Raw genomic sequence first — 17,696 nt, 5'->3', positions numbered from 1 at the left:
TATGCTGGAAGAACTTATTTATAAAAATCATAGGAATGAAGAACTTTTGTTTGGAAAAAAGAATATTTTTGCAAATGAAAATGATCTTCATGATTTTGCCTGGAGCATAACTTCAAAAAGCAATAAAATAACCGGTTTTAACAAGGGGATTGTAACCAGGACAATTCCTGCGATTATTCAATGCGATTACGAGACGGATGGCACAGCAATCAGAAATGCCATGTTTGAGTGTACAGAAAAAGATGTATTGGCCATGGAATATGGAAGAATTGTGATCGGTGATTATTATCTGCAGTGTTACATTACGGCTTCCAAAAAAACCGATTATTTGATCCGTAAAGGGTATATGCGGATATCACTGGAAATATCAACAGATCGCCCGTACTGGGTAAGAGAATCAAAATACACCTTCCAGCCACAGGAAGCATCTGGCAGTGGAAATAATATGGACTATCCACACGATTATCCGTTTGACTATTACAACGGGATGTCCAGCCGGATCCTGTTGAACGAAGCCATCTCGGATGCAGATTTTGAACTGACGGTCTATGGTCCCTGCGAAAATCCGGAGATTCTGATCGGCAGCCACAAGTACCATGTGAACTGCCAGTTGGAGACGGGGGAGTATCTTGTCATTAATTCGCTGAGTAAAAAGATATACAAAGTGAAAAATGACGGTGAGCAGGTCAATCAGTACAACCTGCAGGACAGAGACTGGTATGTGTTTCAGAAGGTTGCTTCCGGAAGTCATTCCGTGTCCTGGAGCGGGCTGTTTGGGTTTGACATCACCATGTATGAGAGGAGGTCTGAGCCAAAATGGACTTGATTCACGAAGATTCCAATCACGCAATGCTTGGGGCGATTGATCGATACGAATTGGATCTGGCTTTCGGATCAGATGAAAACGATTTTGAGTGCACCATGGCAATTTCCGATCATTGCTGCAGTATCGGTGATTATCTGGCAATGCAGGATGTAGTGAACGGGCATGTGAAATATACGGAGTATGGTGGCCGGATCGATGGTGTTTGCGTGGATACTGGAAAAGAGACGGTTACCTATTCCGGAAGGACCTGGCAGGGGATACTGTCCAAGAAGATAGTGTGTCCGGATGACGGGCAGGATTATCTGGTGTTATCCGGAGACGCCAATGAGGTGTTGGGATTTCTGATACAGCGCATTGGAGCTGGAGATCTGTTTGAGACACCCAGCGAGAAAGCAGGCATCACAATCACTTCATATCAGATGGATCGTTATATTGATGCATACACAGGCATGCGGAAGATGTTAAAATGCGCCGGCGCAAAACTGGTCATGTATTATCGTGAAGGAAAGGTGCATTTGTCTGCGGTACCTTTGGTGGATTATAGCCAGGATGAAGAGTGGGATTCTGACCAGATGAATTTTCAGATCAGCAGCAATGAACGGCCGGTAAATCATCTGATCTGCCTGGGAAAAGGAGACCTCAGTGAGCGGATGGTCCGGCATCTGTACATGGATGTGCGGGGAAATATATCAGAAACACAGACGTTTTTCGGCGTGGATGAAGTGACAGAGACTTACGACTATTCCAACGTGGAATCAGAGGAAGAGTTGATTACCGGCGGTACACAGCGACTGCAGGAAACTTGGGCGGCAGCAAATACGTTGGAAACAGATTTTGAAAATAATACAGAGTATGATGTCGGTGATATCGTGGGAGCACGGGAGACAATTACTGGAGTTACGATAAAACGAGACATCGTGAAAAAGATACTGAAAGTCAACAGCAGTGGCATCAATGTAGAATGTCAAATTGGAGAATAGGAGCGTGATGAAATGGCAGTGGAAATTATTACAGGGCACACCGGAAAAGAACATGTGACAGCGGAAGCAGCCGGAGCATTACATGCCGGAGTGATCGGAACAGGGAAATACGTCCTGGCCGGCGGTAATCAGTTTGCAGCGGAGATTGTATCAAATAACCTGATTAAGATTAAATCCGGTGAGCTGGTCAACCAGGGACGGCACATGCGCATCCCGGTGAACAGTTATGAGGAAGTGACCATTCAGAATGGTACGCAGAAGATGTACCGGAGTGATTTAATAGTGATGCGTTATAAAAAAGATACCAGTTTACAGGTAGAATCGGCGGAACTTGTGGTGATCAAAGGGAAAGCCAGTTCATCCATTCAGACGAGTGTTCCGAGTTATGTCAATGGAAACATTTTGTCCGGAGCAACGCAGGATGATTTCCCGTTGTACCGGGTATCACTGAGCGGTCTGACGATTACAAGCGTGACGAAGCTGTTTTCTGTGTCGCCGACAATCGAGATGTTGTCGAAACGGATGGACGATATCGGAAAGGTCAGTACGGCAAAGTTATTAACAGAATTTCAATGTGAAACCAACATGATCACTAAAACGGCGGATGGGATGGTTTCGCTGTCTGTGTATATGCACACGGGTGCTATCGGAGGCAATGCAGGAACGTGGTGGACTGCCGGCACGATTCCGGAAGGGTACAGGCCGAACAGCATTGTATATGGGACAGGCATGGTATGCGGAGATGGTTGGCTGAATGCGGTACCTACAGCTTTCATGATTTCTAATGGATTGCTGTATTTGTATGGACAGAATTCAGCAGCAACCATGCTGGTGATCAACATGACGTATGTCGCAATGGGAAGTGTGGTAGCATGAGAATAAAGGCGCTGATCCGATGATTGCGATTGATGAGCCGATAGCGTAGGCAGAGGGGAGTGATGAAAAAAAGTGAATGATTTACTACTGCAATCATACTATGTAGCCCTCCCAATCATACTAACGGCATTGATGGGTTACATAGTATGGTTGCTGAAAAAGCAGAAAAGGGACAGGGATGCAAACAGCAAGGGAACCATGCTGCTTCTGCGTGTACAGCTGATTGAATATCATGATAAATATATGAGGCTTGGAGAAATCCCATCTTATGCTTACGAGAATTTCAATGAGATGTATGATGCATATCATAAATTAGGTGGAAATGGAATGGTGACAAAAATGAAACAGGAAATTGAAGAATTGCATTTTAAAAAGAAAGGACAGTAAAATGACAGATTTAGGATTTTTAGCAGATTTCATGATTCCGGTAATCGTAGGGATTTGCCTGTGTGTTGGCTATGTGATCAAAAAATGGGTAAAAGACGTGGATAACAAATACATTCCGACAGTGTGTGCACTGTTGGGAGTGCTATTGGCCATCTGGATCAACGGGTGGATCATTTCGCCATCCGTTATTTTAAGTGGATTATTCAGTGGTCTGGCATCCACCGGATTGCATCAGCTGTTCAAACAGTATATCGAAAAGAAAGAAGGTAATGAGTAATGACAGCAATTAGTGTACATGCCGGACACAACCCGGCAGGAAAGACCGCCTGCGGAGCAGTAGGCTTACTGGATGAGTCAAAAGAGAACCGTCTTATCGTGGAAGAAGTGATCAACATCATGCGCAGCTATGGCTGGACCGTCTACAATGATACTGTAGACAACGGAAGCAGCCAAAACGATGTCTTAAATAAGATCGTGGCAAAGACCAACGCACATAGCGTAGATTTTTCCATTTCCTTCCACTTAAACTCCGGACGGAACGACTATCCGGGAGACGGTCGCATCGGCGGTTTCGAAGTGTGGGTAAATGCGATGAACAAAGGAAAATCGGAGCTGGCAGAGCGGATCCGTACCAACATGCGAGGCCTGGGCTATACGGATCGTGGAACAAAGATCAGCAAAAACCTCAAAGTGCTGAACAAAACCAATGCACCGGCTCTTTTGCTGGAGATCTGCTTTGTGGATGACCGGGACGATTACAACTTATATCAGAGCGTAGGCTATAAGACTATCGCCAAAGCCATCGCTTATGCAATCATGAACAAACCTATGCAGGAGGTAGACATGAACAAGGTGATCGGAAGAGTTGCAGATCAGGCTGCAGCTGACGGTAACTGGTATTATTATGAGAATGGTCAGATCGTAAACAAGACTACCGTGGCACCAAATGAGTACGGCTGGTGGTTTGTCCGGGATGGTAAGGTGGATTTCACCTACACCGGTATCGCCCAGAATGAAAACGGATGGTGGCGCATCGTAAACGGAAAAGTAGATTTTAATTGCAACAGTGTGGAATCCAATGAGTATGGCTGGTGGAAATTATCCGGCGGCAAGGTAGACTTTGGTTTTACAGGTATTGCTGGAAACCAGTATGGTGCATGGTTTGTCCGCAATGGAAAAGTCGACTTTGATTATTCTGGAAACATTACTGCCAGAGTTGAAAAAGGGCGGGTAATCGTGTAATATAATCATATAAAAGTTTCCAAAACCTTCTTATTATATATAGTAGTCACTTCCATCTTCTTTGAGCAAATTCTTCTGTTCCAATATCAGTTAACAATCCTGCAACTTCCCGGTAAGGCATTGCATATCGTTGAGACAGATATCGCATAGAAGCGGAGAGTTCTCCGTCCGGACCTCCAAACTGAGAGATGATCACTTTTGCAATCGCCGGATTAGATTTTGTGATACAAACCGGATACTGTAATCTTTTTTCATAGTTCCACATAAATTAGTAGTACCCCCTTTCCCATGGCCATGGTGATACGGTCCACTGCCAATAATTCTGCCTCTGTTCTCCGGTCTGGGTAAGGGGACCAAATTTTGTTTCATATTCAGCTACAAAATGATTGTATTTGTGTTTCATATGCTGAAAATAATCCAGTGCATCCGGATCCTTTGGATGAGTATCCAAAAAGAGGGTAATATCACTGATGGCGAAGCCACACTGATAGATGGCATTCATCAGACGTTGTTTTTCTACATTACATGCAGTTTTCACGATACATGCCTCCCCTCCCGGTAAACGGTTTATCTAATTCGGCAAAAATGGTACCGACCTGAAGCGCCTGCTCCAGATCATACAGATTTCGGAACTGCTGCCAGGGGACGTAAGCCATGGCGATGGTTCGGTTTTCGTCGTTTGGATGTTTAAAATCTGTCATATACTGACGTTCTGTGTTCATAGAAGTACAATTACAGTTCAATAGATGAAACCCTTTCCTGATTTTTATTTATTTTATCATATGAAAAATAGTGGATAGTGTGCAAATGGTAACTGATTGTTTTTTGTTAAGTACCATGGGTGTTTTCTATTGACCATGGAGGGGGTTAGGCTTTAAACTAATGACAGGGATAGGAGAGACCATAGGAAAGGGTGATTAGTTTATGAGAGGATTACACACACAGGTTTCAGATTTGAGAAAGGATGTTTTTGTCGAGGTTGCGCGTATTGCGTATGAATCTGATAACATAAACGATGACTTGGAGTCAATTCCATATAAGTTATCTCCGGATGAGAATCCACGTTTCAGAGATAGTGTTTACAGAGAGCGTGCAGTAAGTTCCGAACGTACCAGACTGGCACTTGGATTATCTCTTCGACCACAGAATAAACCGGTTCATATTACCAGCGGCCTGGATGAAGCTACCGTGGATGAGATGTATTATGAACCACCTTTGATGCAGGTGATTCCGTCTGCATGTAACGCATGTGAGGATAATGTATATGAAGTAAGTAACCTTTGTCGTGGATGTCTGGCACATTCCTGCATGGAGGTCTGTCCGCGGGATGCGATCACACATGTGGATGGGCAGGCACATATTGACAAGTCAAAATGTATCAAATGTGGAAAATGTAAAAGTGCTTGTCCGTATGATGCGATCGGTAAAAAGGTACGTCCTTGTTCCGTTGCCTGCGGTGTCAAAGCAATTGAATCGGATGAATATGGCAGAGCTGTCATTAATCAGGACAAATGCCTGTCCTGCGGTATGTGTATGGTAAGCTGTCCGTTTGGTGCTATCGCAGATAAGTCCCAGATTTTCCAACTGATCCGTTGTATGAAAAATGGCGGCGAAGTCGTTGCAGAAATCGCACCGGCTTATGCAGGACAGTTTGGCAAAGAAGCGACACCGGATAAGATATATGCGGCATTACTGAAATTAGGATTTTCACAGGTATATGAGGTAGCACTTGGTGCGGATATCGGAGCAGTGACTGAGGCACATGATTATGTGTACCATGTAAAAACAGGAGAAAAACCGTTCCTGCTTACATCTTGCTGTCCTGCATGGTCCATGTTGGCAAAGAAACAGTTTCCGGAGATTATTGACAGTGTATCCAAGGAGTTGACTCCGATGGTTGCAACTGCACGAAGCATTAAGAAAGAACATCCGAATGCAAAAGTTGTGTTTATCGGACCGTGTGCAGCAAAAAAACTGGAAGCAATGAGAAAAACAGTCCGTAGTGACGTGGATTTTGTTATTACATTTGAGGAACTGGATGCCATGTTTGAGGCACGTGGCATTGATCCGAAGACAATTGAGAGTCAGGGACATCTGCATGATGCAACAGCAGCCGGTCGTGGCTATGCGGTAGCCGGTGGTGTATCTAAGGCTATTGAAAACTGCATCCATGAATACTATCCGGATGTGGAGGTACAGATTGAGCATGTAGAAGGTCTGGATGAGTGTAAAAAAGTTCTGATGCTTGCAAAAGCCGGACGAAAGAACGGATACCTGATCGAAGGTATGGGTTGTCCGGGCGGATGTGTAGCCGGAGCAGGTACATTGATCCCGGTACCGGAGGCAAAGAAGGATGTACAGCAGATTGTTAAGGATTCTACGAAAAAACTGCCTCCAAAACAATTACGGGAGATAGAATTAAAATAATTTATGAAGATTGATACAAGTCAGATCAATGCGATCAGGCATAAAGACGGACCTGAACTTGTACTGGCGGGACCGGGGTCGGGAAAGACCCTGGTCATCACCCGCCGTGTGCAGCATCTGATCGATCAATACCATATACCGCCATCTGCCATTTTGGTGATCACGTTTACAAAAGCGGCAGCTACAGAGATGAGACAGCGGTTTGAAAAATTGATGGGCGGCAGGAGAGTACCGGTTTCTTTTGGTACGTTTCATGCGGTCTATTTTATGATTTTAAAACATGCCTATGGTTATACTGCAGATAACATTGTAAAAGAAGAGCAGCGTCTGCAGTTTATGAAAGAATACATTCGTCGTCTGCGCCTGGAGTATGATGACGAAAATGAATTTATTTCCAGTCTATTCTCAGAAATCAGTCTGATAAAAAACACTTCGGTAAATCTGGCACATTACTATTCTTCCTGCTGTGGGCAGGATGTCTTTCGAAATATATTTGAAGCTTATGAAAATTTCCTGCATCAGAACCGTTTCATAGATTTTGATGACATGCTGGTGTATTGTAAAGAACTGTTGGTACAGCGCCCGGATATTCTGGCGGCGTGGCAGCGGAAATATCAGTATATTCTGATCGATGAGTTTCAGGATATTAATCAGATCCAGTATGATATTATTCGTATGTTGGCAGCACCTCAGGACAATCTGTTTATTGTCGGGGACGATGATCAGTCTATTTACCGATTTCGTGGTGCCAGACCGGAGATTATGCTGAATTTTACAAAAGACTATCCGGATGCAGGGAAAGTAATTCTGGATACGAATTATCGTTCCGGGGCAGAAATTGTCCGTCATGCAGGAAATCTGATCTCTTTTAATCAAAAAAGATTTGAAAAGAAAATTGCACCGGCTGCCAAAACAGGCATCCCGGTTGTAAAACAGGAATTTCAGACGCAGCGGGAGCAGAATCTGTATGTGATACAGGAAATATTGCGTCTGCACCGGGAAGGTATGGAATATAAAGATATGGCAGTGTTGTTTCGAACAAATATGCAGCCACGATTTTTAATGGAGATGATGCTGGATTACAGTATTTCATTTACAGCAAAAGACCGGATTCCGAATATTTATGACCACTGGATCACACGGGATCTCTTTGCATATATAGATATTGCCAGAGGAGACCGCAGACGCAGCACATTTCTGAAAATCATGAACCGTCCGAAACGATATCTTTCCAGGGAAAGTCTGCCCTATGAGGAAGTGGCTTTTGATGTATGGGAAGAGTATTATGAGGAACAGGGCTGGATGGTACAGCGTTTGGAAAAGCTGCAGATGGATCTGAAGGTGATCGCTGGAATGCGGCCATATTCTGCCATTAATTATATTCGAAAAGGCGTAGCATATGAGGATTATCTGCGAGAGTACGCAGAGGTACGTCGGATTCCGTTCGAGGATTTGGCAGATGTACTGGATGAATTACAGGAAAATGCCAGAGGATTTGAAACCTTTGACAGCTGGTTTGAACATATCAAGCAGCTGCGGGAAGAACTGGAGGAACAGGCAAAAAGCTATAAAGTGGCAGAGGGTGTCAACTTGAGTACACTGCATTCATCGAAAGGATTGGAATATGATACCGTATTTCTGGTGGATGTGAATGAAAATGTCATGCCAAACAAGAAAGCAGTGTTGGATGCAGATCTGGAAGAAGAACGCCGGATGTTTTATGTCGGAATGACACGGGCGAAGAACCGATTATATCTGCTCTGGTCCCATCAGATCCGAAACAAAGATATGGATCCGTCACGCTTCCTGATTGAGTGTGAATCTGCTCAGACAAAACGGTAGAAGTAAGAGATCGTAAAAGAAGGTAGAGTCAGATTTATCTCAGTGAATGAGACAAATCTGACCCTACCTTTTCATAACTTAAAAATTAATCACAGCTTACATCTGATCAAATTCTTCTTCGTCCAGTAACTCATCGAAGCGGTCGCTGACTGCATCGAATTCATCATCATGATCAATGTTTTCGAGAGATGGATTGCCTTCTTCGTCTTCAAAGTAGCGGTAGAAGATGACTTCATCATCATTATCAACCGGAACCAGTGCGATGTAATTCTGATTATCCACATCAAAGATGGTCAGAATCTGACATTCCAGCTGGGAACCATCATCAAGATCCAGCGTAACAAACATTTCCTGTGGATCGAAGATTTCATCTTCATTGTTTACGTTATTCGGATTACTCATTTTAATTGTCCTCTTTTTTTCTATATATTCTTATATAGGACTTTACCCCATAGAATACTACAAGTATAAAAATTTGCAGTACAAAAGTCAATTCTTTTTCCCATTTTTTTGTTGACAAAAGAAAAGAAATCGCATATACTTTGAATATCAAACTATTTGAAGCAAAAACAATTTGAAAGGAAGAATAAAATTATGTTAGAGAAAATGAAAGAAATGATCGCAGATCAGTTATCAGTAGATGAGGATAAAATTACACTGGAGTCCAACTTTAAAGACGATCTGGATGCAGATTCTTTAGATTTATTTGAACTGGTTATGGCTCTGGAAGAGGAGTATGGTATCGAAATTCCATCTGAGGAACTTGAGAGCCTTACAACAGTTGGCGCAATTATCGATTACCTGAAAGCACATGGTGTAGAGGAATAGATTTAAATGAAAACAAGAATTACAGAACTTTTTGGAATTGAATATCCGATCATTCAGGGCGGTATGGCCTGGGTAGCAGATTATCATCTGGCGGCAGCAGTTTCCAATGCGGGTGGTCTTGGTTTGATCGGTGCGGCAAGTGCGCCGGGCGATGTGGTTCGGACACAGATTCGCGAAGCAAAGAAATTGACAGATAAGCCGTTTGGTGTAAATATTATGCTGCTTAGCCCGTATGCGGAAGAGGTAGCACATATTGTTGTGGAGGAAGGTGTCAAGGTTGTTACAACCGGTGCCGGTAATCCGGGTAAATACATGGAAATGTGGAAAGCTGCCGGAATCAAAGTTGTTCCGGTTGTTGCAAGTGTGGCTCTTGCAAAAATGATGGAGAAAGCCGGTGCAGATGCGGTTGTTGCTGAGGGAACAGAGTCCGGTGGTCATATCGGATCCGCGACAACCATGACACTGGTTCCGCAGGTCGTTGATGCAGTGGAAATTCCGGTAATCGCAGCTGGTGGTATTGCGGACGGAAGAGGATTTGCAGCAGCGATGATGCTTGGTGCAGAAGCCGTACAGATTGGTACCAGATTCTGTGTGGCTGCCGAGTGCATCTGTCATGAGAATTACAAGCAGAAGATCATCAAAGCGAAAGATATTGATTCTGAAGTAACTGGCCGCAGCAACGGACATCCAATCCGTTGTTTGAGAAATCAGATGTCCAGAGAGTATCTGCGTCTGGAAAAAGAAGGGGCCGGATTTGAAGAGCTGGAGCGTTTGACGGTCGGATCTCTTCGAAATGCAGTTATCGACGGTGATGTTAAGAATGGAACTGTTATGGCTGGCCAGATTGCAGGCCTGATCAAGAAAGAGCAGAGCTGTAAGGAAATTGTGGAAGAAATTATGGAGCAGGCAGAGAAATTAATGCACTGCTAACAAAAAAGACAATTAGATTCAGGGAAAAACATAAGGATAACAGAAGTTTACCTGAAAAGAGTTGCAATGATAAGCGAAAAGGAGCAAATAAAATGAAAAAAATAGCGTTTATTTTTCCCGGTCAGGGGTCACAGTACGTTGGCATGGGAAAAGATTTTTATGAGACTTTCCCATGTGCAAAAGAAATGATCGATCTGGCAGAAAAAGTAAGCGGTATCCCTATGAAGGAGCTTCTTTTCGAAGAAAATGAAAATATTAATATCACAAAATACACCCAGATTGCAATGCTTGCAGATGAGCTTGCAATCTGGAGTGTGCTGCGTGAAAAAGGAGTAGAATCTGCAGTAAATGCAGGCTTGAGCCTTGGTGAGTATGCAGCATTGGTTGCATCCGGAGTAATGACACCGGAAGATGCATTCCGTGTGGTGACAAAACGTGGAGAATTTATGCAGGAAGCGGTTCCGACAGGCGGAGCCATGACTGCAGTGCTTGGGGCAGACACGGCAGTTATTGAAAATATCTGTGAAGAGACGGAAGGAATTGTATCCATTGCAAATTATAACTGTCCGGGACAGATTGTAATCACAGGTGAGCAGAAAGCCGTGGACACGGCAGCGGCAGCCTTGAAAGAAGCAGGTGCAAAACGGTGTACACCGCTGAATGTCAGCGGTCCGTTCCACTCAGCGATGTTGTTGCCGGCGGGAGAAAAACTTGCGGCAGAATTAGAGCAGGTAGAAATTCATAAAATTGCAGTTCCTTATATTACAAATGTAACTGCTGATTACGTGACAGATTCGTCACAGGTAAAAGAATTACTGAAAAAACAGATTTCCTCATCCGTCCGCTGGCAGCAGAGCGTAGAACGCATGATCGCAGACGGTGTAGAGGCATTTATTGAAATTGGACCAAAAAAATCCCTTTGTGGATTTATGAAACGTATAGATAAAACCGTTCCAGCTTATCACGTTGATAAGGTGACGGATCTGGAGTCCGTATTAGAAGTGATATAACTTTCATTGAAACAGATTTTGCAGGGCTGGAATGCAGGAGGCAGTATGGAGAAATTATTAACAGATAAAGTAGCCATAGTTACCGGTGCAAGTCGAGGAATCGGCAGACAGATTGCCATCACGCTGGCACAGGAAGGGGCTTATGTTATTGTAAATTATAACGGATCAAAGGAAGCGGCAGAGGCAGTGGTTGAGACTATCAAGGCAGCCGGTGGTCAGGCAGAAATCTGGCAGTGCAGCGTGGCAGATTTTGTGGCAGTAGAAGAGATGATCAAATCTATTCACAAAAAATTTGGTCACATTGATGTTCTGGTAAACAATGCCGGAATTACAAAAGACAATCTTCTGATGAAAATGAAAGAAGAAGAATTCGATGCAGTTATTGATACGAATCTGAAGGGAAGTTTCAATACGATGCGTCATATTGCAAGATATATGTTGAAACAGAAAAGCGGAAGCATTGTTAATATTTCTTCTGTATCCGGAATTCTTGGTAATCCGGGACAGATGAACTATTGCGCTTCCAAAGCAGGCGTCATCGGCATGACAAAATCTATGGCAAGAGAGCTTGCAAGTCGTGGCATCCGTGTGAATGCAGTAGCACCTGGATTTATTGAGACAGAAATGCTCGATCAGATGACAGATGCGGCAAAAGAAGCCGGAAAGGCACAGATCCCATTCGGACGTTATGGAAAAACAGAAGAGATTGCAAATACAGTTGCATTTCTGGCATCCGAAAAAGCGTCCTATATCACCGGTCAGGTAATTTGTGTGGACGGTGGCATGGCAATGTAAACATGCAGTGGCATAATCCTTTCAAATATTATTGAGAGTGCAGGCGTTGTGTACAACAGTACATGTTACATGTTTATCAAAGTGTATAGAAAATGTAAAAAAGGAGACACATAGATGAGACGAGTAGTAGTGACAGGAATGGGAACCGTCAATCCCATCGGTTTAAATGTAGATGAATACTGGGAAGGACTGAAAGCCGGAAAAACAGGTTTCGGCGAGATTACTTATTTTGATACCACAGATTTCAAGGTAAAAGTCGCAGCAGAAGTAAAAGGTTTTGTGGCAGCAGACCGTATGGATAAAAAGGCAGCAAGAAGAATGGAGCCGTTTGCGCAGTATGCAGTGGCAGCAGCAAAAGAAGCATTTGAGGATGCCGGTTTGGATATGGAAAAAGAAGATCCGTATCGTGTTGGCTGCGCCATTGGTTCCGGTGTCGGAAGTTTACAGTCTATCGAGCGTGAGCATAAGAAACTTCTGGAGAAAGGACCGTCCAGAATTAATCCGTTACTTGTTCCACTGATGATCACAAATATGGCAACCGGAAACGTAACCATTCAGCTTGGCATAAAAGGAAAAAGTATCAATGTGGTAACAGCCTGCGCAACAGGTACTCATTCCATCGGTGAAGCATTCCGCTCCATTCAATACGGAGAAGCAGACGTGATGCTGGCAGGTGGTACGGAAAATGCGATCACTCCGATCGGTGTCGGCGGATTTACAGCGTTGACTGCACTTTCCACATCCAACAATCCGGAGCGTTGTTCGATTCCGTTTGACAAAGATCGTGATGGATTTGTCATCGGTGACGGTGCTGGAGTTGTTGTGCTGGAAGAGTTAGAGCATGCAAAAGCAAGAGGTGCAAAAATCCTTGCAGAGGTTGTTGGTTATGGCGCAACCAGTGATGCATATCATATTACATCGCCGGCAGAGGATGGAGAAGGAGCAAAAAATGCTATGTTATTTGCTCTGAAAGATGCAAATGTAGCTCCGGAAGAAATTACCTACATCAATGCACACGGAACAAGTACACATCATAATGATTTGTTTGAGACAAGAGCCATTAAGGCAGCCTTCGGTGAGCATGCATATGATATCAAAGTAAACTCTACAAAATCCATGATCGGCCATCTGTTAGGAGCGGCCGGTGCAGTTGAGGTTATTGCCTGTGTGCTTCAGATGAATCATGGTTATGTACATCAGACTGTAGGTTTGGAGCAGCCGGATGAAGAGCTGGATCTGGATTATGTACAGGGACACGGCATCGATATGGATTTTGAATACGCGCTGACAAACTCTCTGGCATTTGGTGGACATAATGCAAGTTTACTGATTAAAAAGTATACAGAGTAAGAAGTAATTGTCCGGCAGCATGATTTGGTAAAAAGTCATACCTTATATCTGCTGGAAAAAAGAAAGGAAAAAAGATGGAAGTTAGCCAGTTAATCGAATTAATGAACGCTGTTTCCGAAGCAGGTCTGACAGATTTCTGTTATGAAGAAAATGGCGTTTCCGTAAAAATAAAAAAACATCCTGAGAAGAAAATCGTGGCTTCGGCGCCGGTCGAGATGATTGCTCCGACAGCTGTTGCAGCACCGTTACAGGTATGCGCAGATACTTCTGTATCAGCGGATACTGATGTATCAGAGGAGGTTACAGGAAATATTGTAAAAAGTCCATTAGTCGGAACCTTTTATTCTGCAAGTTCTCCGGATGCTGCACCATATGTACAAGTGGGCGATATGGTAAAAAAAGGTCAGGTACTTGGCATCGTGGAAGCAATGAAACTGATGAATGAGATCGAGTCCGAGTTTGATGGAACTGTAAAAGCAATTCTCGTAAAAAATGGTGATCTGGTAGAATTTGATCAGCCAATGTTTGTGATTGAGTAGGAGGTCTGAAATGTCAGTTTTAACAACAAAAGAAATCATGGAGATCATTCCGCATCGGCAGCCATTTCTGCTGATTGATACAATTGAGGAATTAGAACCGGGGAAACGTGCGGTAGGAAAAAAATGTGTCAGCTATAATGAGCCGTATTTTGCAGGACATTTTCCGGCAGAACCGGTGATGCCGGGTGTACTGATCGTAGAAGCACTTGCACAGGTTGGTGCAGTAGCGATTCTTGGTTGTGATGAATTTAGAGGGAAAACCGCTTACTTTGGAGCTATCAATTCCGCAAAGTTCAAACGCAAAGTTGTACCCGGAGATGTTCTGATGTTGGAAACAACCATGATCAAGCAGAAAGGCCCTGTCGGTGTGGCTTCTGCAAAAGCAACCGTAAACGGGAAAGTAGCTGTTATTGCAGAGCTGACATTCGCCATCGGTTAGGAGAGAGAACATGTTTCAGAAAATATTAATTGCAAACAGAGGTGAAATTGCGGTGCGTATCATCCGTGCCTGCAGAGAACTCGGAATCACTTCTGTGGCAGTCTATTCGACAGCAGATAAAGATGCGTTGCATACACAGCTGGCAGATGAAGCCATTTGTATCGGAAAAGCAGCACCGGCAGATAGTTATCTGAATATGGAACGGATTTTGAGCGCAGCAATTGCTTCTAAGGCAGAAGCAATTCATCCGGGCTTTGGTTTTTTGTCAGAAAATGCAAAATTCGCGCAGATGTGTGAACAATGCCACATTGCTTTCATCGGACCATCCGCAGAAGTCATCCGTCGGATGGGAAACAAACAGGAAGCAAGAAATACCATGATCAATGCAAAAGTTCCGGTTGTTCCTGGTACAAAAGAAGCTGTTTATACAGCTGATTATGGACTGAAACTGGCAGAGCAGATTGGTTTTCCGGTTATGATCAAGGCAGCCAGCGGCGGCGGTGGAAAAGGAATGCGTATTTCTCACAGCCGTGAAGATTTTACGGAAAATTTTGAGGTGGCACAGACAGAGTCCGTAAATGGTTTTGCTGATGATACCATGTATATTGAAAAATATATCGAGGATCCACGTCATATTGAGTTCCAGATTCTGGCAGACAAATACGGAAATGTCATTTCTCTTGGCGAGCGCGACTGTTCCATTCAGCGTCGTCACCAGAAGATGGTAGAAGAGTCACCATCCGCAGCACTGGACGATAAACTCCGTGCCCAGATGGGGGAAGTGGCAGTCCGCGCAGCAAAAGCAGCAAACTATGAGAGCGCCGGAACCATTGAATTTTTATTAGATAAAAACAAAAAGTTCTATTTCATGGAAATGAATACACGAATCCAGGTAGAGCATCCGGTAACAGAGATGGTAACAGGTCTGGATCTGATCAAAGAGCAGATTTTTATTGCAGCCGGCGAAAAGCTTCAGTGGAAGCAGAAAGATATTCATATCACCGGTCATGCTATTGAATGTCGTCTGAATGCAGAAAATCCGGCAAAGAATTTTATGCCTTGTCCGGGCAAAATCGATTATCTGCATTTACCGGGAGGGAATGGTGTCCGCATTGATTCTGCGATTTATACCGGTTATACGATTCCGCCGAATTATGATTCTATGATTGCAAAGATCATTGTTTACGGAAAAGACAGACAGACAGCCATCGATAAAATGCGCAGTGCACTGGGTGAAGTCAATATTGACGGAATTACCACAAACCTGGATTACCAGTACGATATCATTACACATCCGGTATTTCAGTCCGGAAACATTACAACTAGTTTTATCGAGAACTATTTTGAATAATTGACGCAGAAGATAGTGTATAGAATTGTATGAAAATATCGTCAATTATTCAAAATGCTCCGCGAGGATTGCAGAGATGGACAGAGGAATATATCAGCTTTGCTGATGCCCATCTCGCAGCAAGATTCGCGAGCGAATCTTGAATTAGGAAAGGTGAAGCATAGTGTTAAAGTTTAAGAAAACAAACTATATTACAGTTCCGCGAAAAGAGCAGGATATCCCGGAGGGCATGTGGATCAAATGCGATGCATGCGGGGAATTACTTTACAAAGAAGATGTGGTACACAATCACTATTCCTGCTATAAATGCGGCAAATATTTCCGTCTTTCCACAAAGCGCAGATTGCGCATGGTTGCAGACAAGCAGTCTTTTGAAGAGTGGGATACCGGTCTTGAGACAGCAAATCCACTGGATTATCCGGGGTATCCGGAAAAATTAGACGGATTAAAGGAAAAACTTCATATTGATGAAGCTGTGACAACCGGTGTATGTACCATCAAAGGAGAGAAAACGGTCATTGCAGTATGTGATGCACGCTTTCTTATGGGAAGTATGGGATATGTGGTGGGCGAAAAAATCACCCGTGCCGTGGAAAAAGCAACAGAAATGAAACTCCCGGTTATTATTTTCTGTTGTTCCGGTGGTGCCCGTATGCAGGAAGGAATGGTTTCCCTGATGCAGATGGCAAAAACGTCTGCAGCATTGAAAAAACATTCCGATGCAGGACTGTTATATATTTCTGTGCTTACTGATCCGACTACCGGTGGAGTGACGGCAAGTTTCGCCATGCTGGGCGATATTATCCTGGCAGAGCCGGGGGCACTGGTAGGCTTTGCCGGTCCCCGCGTCATTGAGCAGACGATTGGACAGAAGCTGCCAGAAGGTTTTCAGCGGGCAGAGTTCCTGGTGGAACACGGTCTCATTGATGGGATTATCCGCCGTGAGGATATGAAAGATACCTTGGCGCGTCTGTTGCATATGCATACACAGAAAGCTTCCGCGGATACTATTGCGACAGCAGATGTGTCTGACATCATGCATGGACAGAAAAAGAAAAAAGGAAAAATGACCGCCTGGGATCGTGTCATGGCAGCAAGAGCTTCCGAGCGACTTACGGCATTGGATTACATTCATGAAATCTTTAGTGATTTTGAAGAATTTCACGGAGACCGTCATGTAGATGATGATGGAGCAACGGTAGGTGGAATCGCATATCTGGATGAATGTCCGATTACGGTGATTGGACAGCAGAAAGGACGGACCACAAAAGAAAATATTACGAGAAACTTTGGTATGCCGTCTCCGGAAGGATATCGCAAAGCATTGCGTCTGATGAAACAGGCGGAGAAATTTCATCGTCCGATCATCAACTTTATCGACACACCGGGAGCATTTCCGGGACTGGAAGCTGAGGAACGCGGCCAGGGGGAGGCGATTGCCAGAAACCTGTATGAAATGGCAGCTTTGAAAGTACCGGTATTGAGTATTGTTATTGGCGAAGGCGGCAGTGGTGGTGCGTTGGCACTGGCTGTCGGCAACAAAGTCTGGATGATGGAAAATGCGACTTATACCATTCTTTCCCCGGAAGGATTTGCATCGATCCTTTGGAAAGATGGCAAACGTGCACCTGAGGCAGCAGCATTGATGAAAGTAACTGCAAAAGATCTGCTGGAGATGGGAATCGTGGATGATGTCATTGAGGAGCCGATGCCGGCGAGTGAAGCCAATTTGGTGGAACTCAGTAACGATATGAAGAACCGGATCCGTGGTTTTCTCGCGGAAAATCTTGAAAAAGAACCGGAAGTGCTGGCCGAAGAACGATATGCCCGGTTCCGTCAATTTTAAATTCTTGTTTGTCTGTGTAAAGGGCAAA

20 protein-coding genes and 1 pseudogene are annotated in these 17,696 nt (G+C 44.0%); 17 read left to right on the top strand and 4 right to left on the bottom strand.

The features are described 5' to 3' along the window. Position 1 precedes the first annotated feature (1 nt). The 6 genes from HMPREF0373_RS13010 (at position 2) to HMPREF0373_RS16110 (ending at position 4,311) form a co-directional block, all read left to right on the top strand. Positions 2–826, top strand: a complete 825-nt coding sequence (locus HMPREF0373_RS13010; RefSeq protein ID WP_021740209.1) for a hypothetical protein — start codon at positions 2–4, stop codon at positions 824–826. After that, entirely contained in the window at positions 817–1,806 is a 990-nt protein-coding gene (locus tag HMPREF0373_RS13005) for a Gp37-like protein (protein WP_021740208.1), read from the top strand. The genes HMPREF0373_RS13010 and HMPREF0373_RS13005 overlap by 10 nt, the downstream gene beginning before the upstream one ends. A 12-nt stretch (positions 1,807–1,818) precedes the next feature. Beyond that, entirely contained in the window at positions 1,819–2,682 is an 864-nt protein-coding gene (locus HMPREF0373_RS13000) for a hypothetical protein (RefSeq protein ID WP_021740207.1), read from the top strand. 72 nt (positions 2,683–2,754) lie between these two features. Next, positions 2,755–3,069 carry a hypothetical protein gene (locus tag HMPREF0373_RS12995; RefSeq protein WP_147597896.1) on the top strand — a complete coding sequence of 105 codons (315 nt, stop codon included), beginning with the start codon at positions 2,755–2,757 and terminating at the stop codon, positions 3,067–3,069. Between the two features lies 1 nt (position 3,070). Continuing rightward, positions 3,071–3,346, top strand: coding sequence for a phage holin family protein (locus tag HMPREF0373_RS12990; RefSeq protein ID WP_021740205.1), 276 nt, complete (start codon positions 3,071–3,073; stop codon positions 3,344–3,346). Further along, positions 3,346–4,311, top strand: a complete 966-nt coding sequence (locus HMPREF0373_RS16110) for an N-acetylmuramoyl-L-alanine amidase (protein ID WP_021740204.1) — start codon at positions 3,346–3,348, stop codon at positions 4,309–4,311. Before HMPREF0373_RS12990 ends, HMPREF0373_RS16110 begins: the two co-directional genes overlap by 1 nt. Before the next feature lie 64 nt (positions 4,312–4,375). On the opposite strand, the pseudogene HMPREF0373_RS12980 reads toward HMPREF0373_RS16110, so the two are convergent. The 3 genes and pseudogenes from HMPREF0373_RS12980 to HMPREF0373_RS12970 all read right to left on the bottom strand — a co-directional run. Continuing rightward, a pseudogene (locus HMPREF0373_RS12980) lies at positions 4,376–4,576 on the bottom strand (manganese catalase family protein); the annotation flags it as partial. Positions 4,577–4,579: 3 nt separating this feature from the next. Beyond that, complete coding sequence (locus HMPREF0373_RS12975) at positions 4,580–4,849, bottom strand: spore coat protein CotJB (protein ID WP_022035364.1); 270 nt, start codon at positions 4,847–4,849, stop codon at positions 4,580–4,582. Then, positions 4,833–5,012 carry a spore coat associated protein CotJA gene (locus tag HMPREF0373_RS12970; protein WP_049946845.1) on the bottom strand — a complete coding sequence of 60 codons (180 nt, stop codon included), beginning with the start codon at positions 5,010–5,012 and terminating at the stop codon, positions 4,833–4,835. Before HMPREF0373_RS12970 ends, HMPREF0373_RS12975 begins: the two co-directional genes overlap by 17 nt. A gap of 223 nt (positions 5,013–5,235) precedes the next feature. Between HMPREF0373_RS12970 and HMPREF0373_RS12965 the strand changes: the two genes are divergently transcribed. Both HMPREF0373_RS12965 and HMPREF0373_RS12960 read left to right on the top strand, forming a co-directional pair. Continuing rightward, positions 5,236–6,738 (top strand): 4Fe-4S dicluster domain-containing protein, encoded by a 1,503-nt coding sequence (locus HMPREF0373_RS12965; RefSeq protein ID WP_021740200.1) that lies wholly within the window; start codon positions 5,236–5,238, stop codon positions 6,736–6,738. A gap of 3 nt (positions 6,739–6,741) precedes the next feature. After that, the gene (locus tag HMPREF0373_RS12960) at positions 6,742–8,580 is read left to right on the top strand and encodes an ATP-dependent helicase (protein WP_021740199.1); all 1,839 of its coding nucleotides are present in this window, start codon (positions 6,742–6,744) and stop codon (positions 8,578–8,580) included. 96 nt (positions 8,581–8,676) lie between these two features. Here the strand turns inward: HMPREF0373_RS12960 and HMPREF0373_RS12955 are convergent, their stop codons facing one another. After that, on the bottom strand, positions 8,677–8,982 hold the full coding sequence (locus tag HMPREF0373_RS12955) for a DUF1292 domain-containing protein (RefSeq protein ID WP_021740198.1): 306 nt from the start codon (positions 8,980–8,982) through the stop codon (positions 8,677–8,679). A 192-nt stretch (positions 8,983–9,174) separates the two neighbouring features. Here HMPREF0373_RS12955 and acpP point away from each other — a divergent pair, with 192 nt between their 5' ends. The 9 genes from acpP to HMPREF0373_RS12910 all read left to right on the top strand — a co-directional run bounded on the left by acpP (position 9,175) and on the right by HMPREF0373_RS12910 (position 17,668). Further along, on the top strand, positions 9,175–9,408 hold the full coding sequence (gene acpP, locus HMPREF0373_RS12950) for an acyl carrier protein (RefSeq protein ID WP_022035367.1): 234 nt from the start codon (positions 9,175–9,177) through the stop codon (positions 9,406–9,408). 6 nt (positions 9,409–9,414) lie between these two features. Continuing rightward, entirely contained in the window at positions 9,415–10,338 is a 924-nt protein-coding gene (gene fabK, locus HMPREF0373_RS12945; RefSeq protein ID WP_021740195.1) for an enoyl-[acyl-carrier-protein] reductase FabK, read from the top strand. Positions 10,339–10,430: 92 nt separating this feature from the next. Beyond that, positions 10,431–11,348 carry an ACP S-malonyltransferase gene (fabD, locus tag HMPREF0373_RS12940; protein ID WP_021740194.1) on the top strand — a complete coding sequence of 306 codons (918 nt, stop codon included), beginning with the start codon at positions 10,431–10,433 and terminating at the stop codon, positions 11,346–11,348. Positions 11,349–11,393: 45 nt separating this feature from the next. Further along, positions 11,394–12,143, top strand: coding sequence for a 3-oxoacyl-[acyl-carrier-protein] reductase (gene fabG / locus HMPREF0373_RS12935; RefSeq protein ID WP_044964434.1), 750 nt, complete (start codon positions 11,394–11,396; stop codon positions 12,141–12,143). A gap of 114 nt (positions 12,144–12,257) precedes the next feature. Then, entirely contained in the window at positions 12,258–13,493 is a 1,236-nt protein-coding gene (gene fabF / locus HMPREF0373_RS12930) for a beta-ketoacyl-ACP synthase II (RefSeq protein WP_021740192.1), read from the top strand. Positions 13,494–13,567: 74 nt separating this feature from the next. Further along, on the top strand, positions 13,568–14,032 hold the full coding sequence (gene accB / locus HMPREF0373_RS12925) for an acetyl-CoA carboxylase biotin carboxyl carrier protein (RefSeq protein ID WP_021740191.1): 465 nt from the start codon (positions 13,568–13,570) through the stop codon (positions 14,030–14,032). A gap of 10 nt (positions 14,033–14,042) precedes the next feature. Further along, positions 14,043–14,471: a 3-hydroxyacyl-ACP dehydratase FabZ gene (gene fabZ / locus HMPREF0373_RS12920; RefSeq protein WP_021740190.1), complete on the top strand. Its 429-nt coding sequence runs from the start codon at positions 14,043–14,045 to the stop codon at positions 14,469–14,471. A gap of 10 nt (positions 14,472–14,481) precedes the next feature. Next, positions 14,482–15,822 (top strand): acetyl-CoA carboxylase biotin carboxylase subunit, encoded by a 1,341-nt coding sequence (locus tag HMPREF0373_RS12915; protein ID WP_021740189.1) that lies wholly within the window; start codon positions 14,482–14,484, stop codon positions 15,820–15,822. Positions 15,823–15,985: 163 nt separating this feature from the next. Continuing rightward, the gene (locus HMPREF0373_RS12910) at positions 15,986–17,668 is read left to right on the top strand and encodes an acetyl-CoA carboxylase carboxyl transferase subunit (protein WP_021740188.1); all 1,683 of its coding nucleotides are present in this window, start codon (positions 15,986–15,988) and stop codon (positions 17,666–17,668) included. The last annotated feature ends 28 nt before the right edge of the window (positions 17,669–17,696 follow it).

Source organism: Eubacterium ramulus ATCC 29099 (assembly GCF_000469345.1).
Taxonomy (GTDB): Bacteria; Bacillota; Clostridia; order Lachnospirales; family Lachnospiraceae; genus Eubacterium_I; species Eubacterium_I ramulus.
Note: the sequence above shows the minus strand (reverse complement) of the source record. Positions and strands in the feature narration are given on the sequence as shown.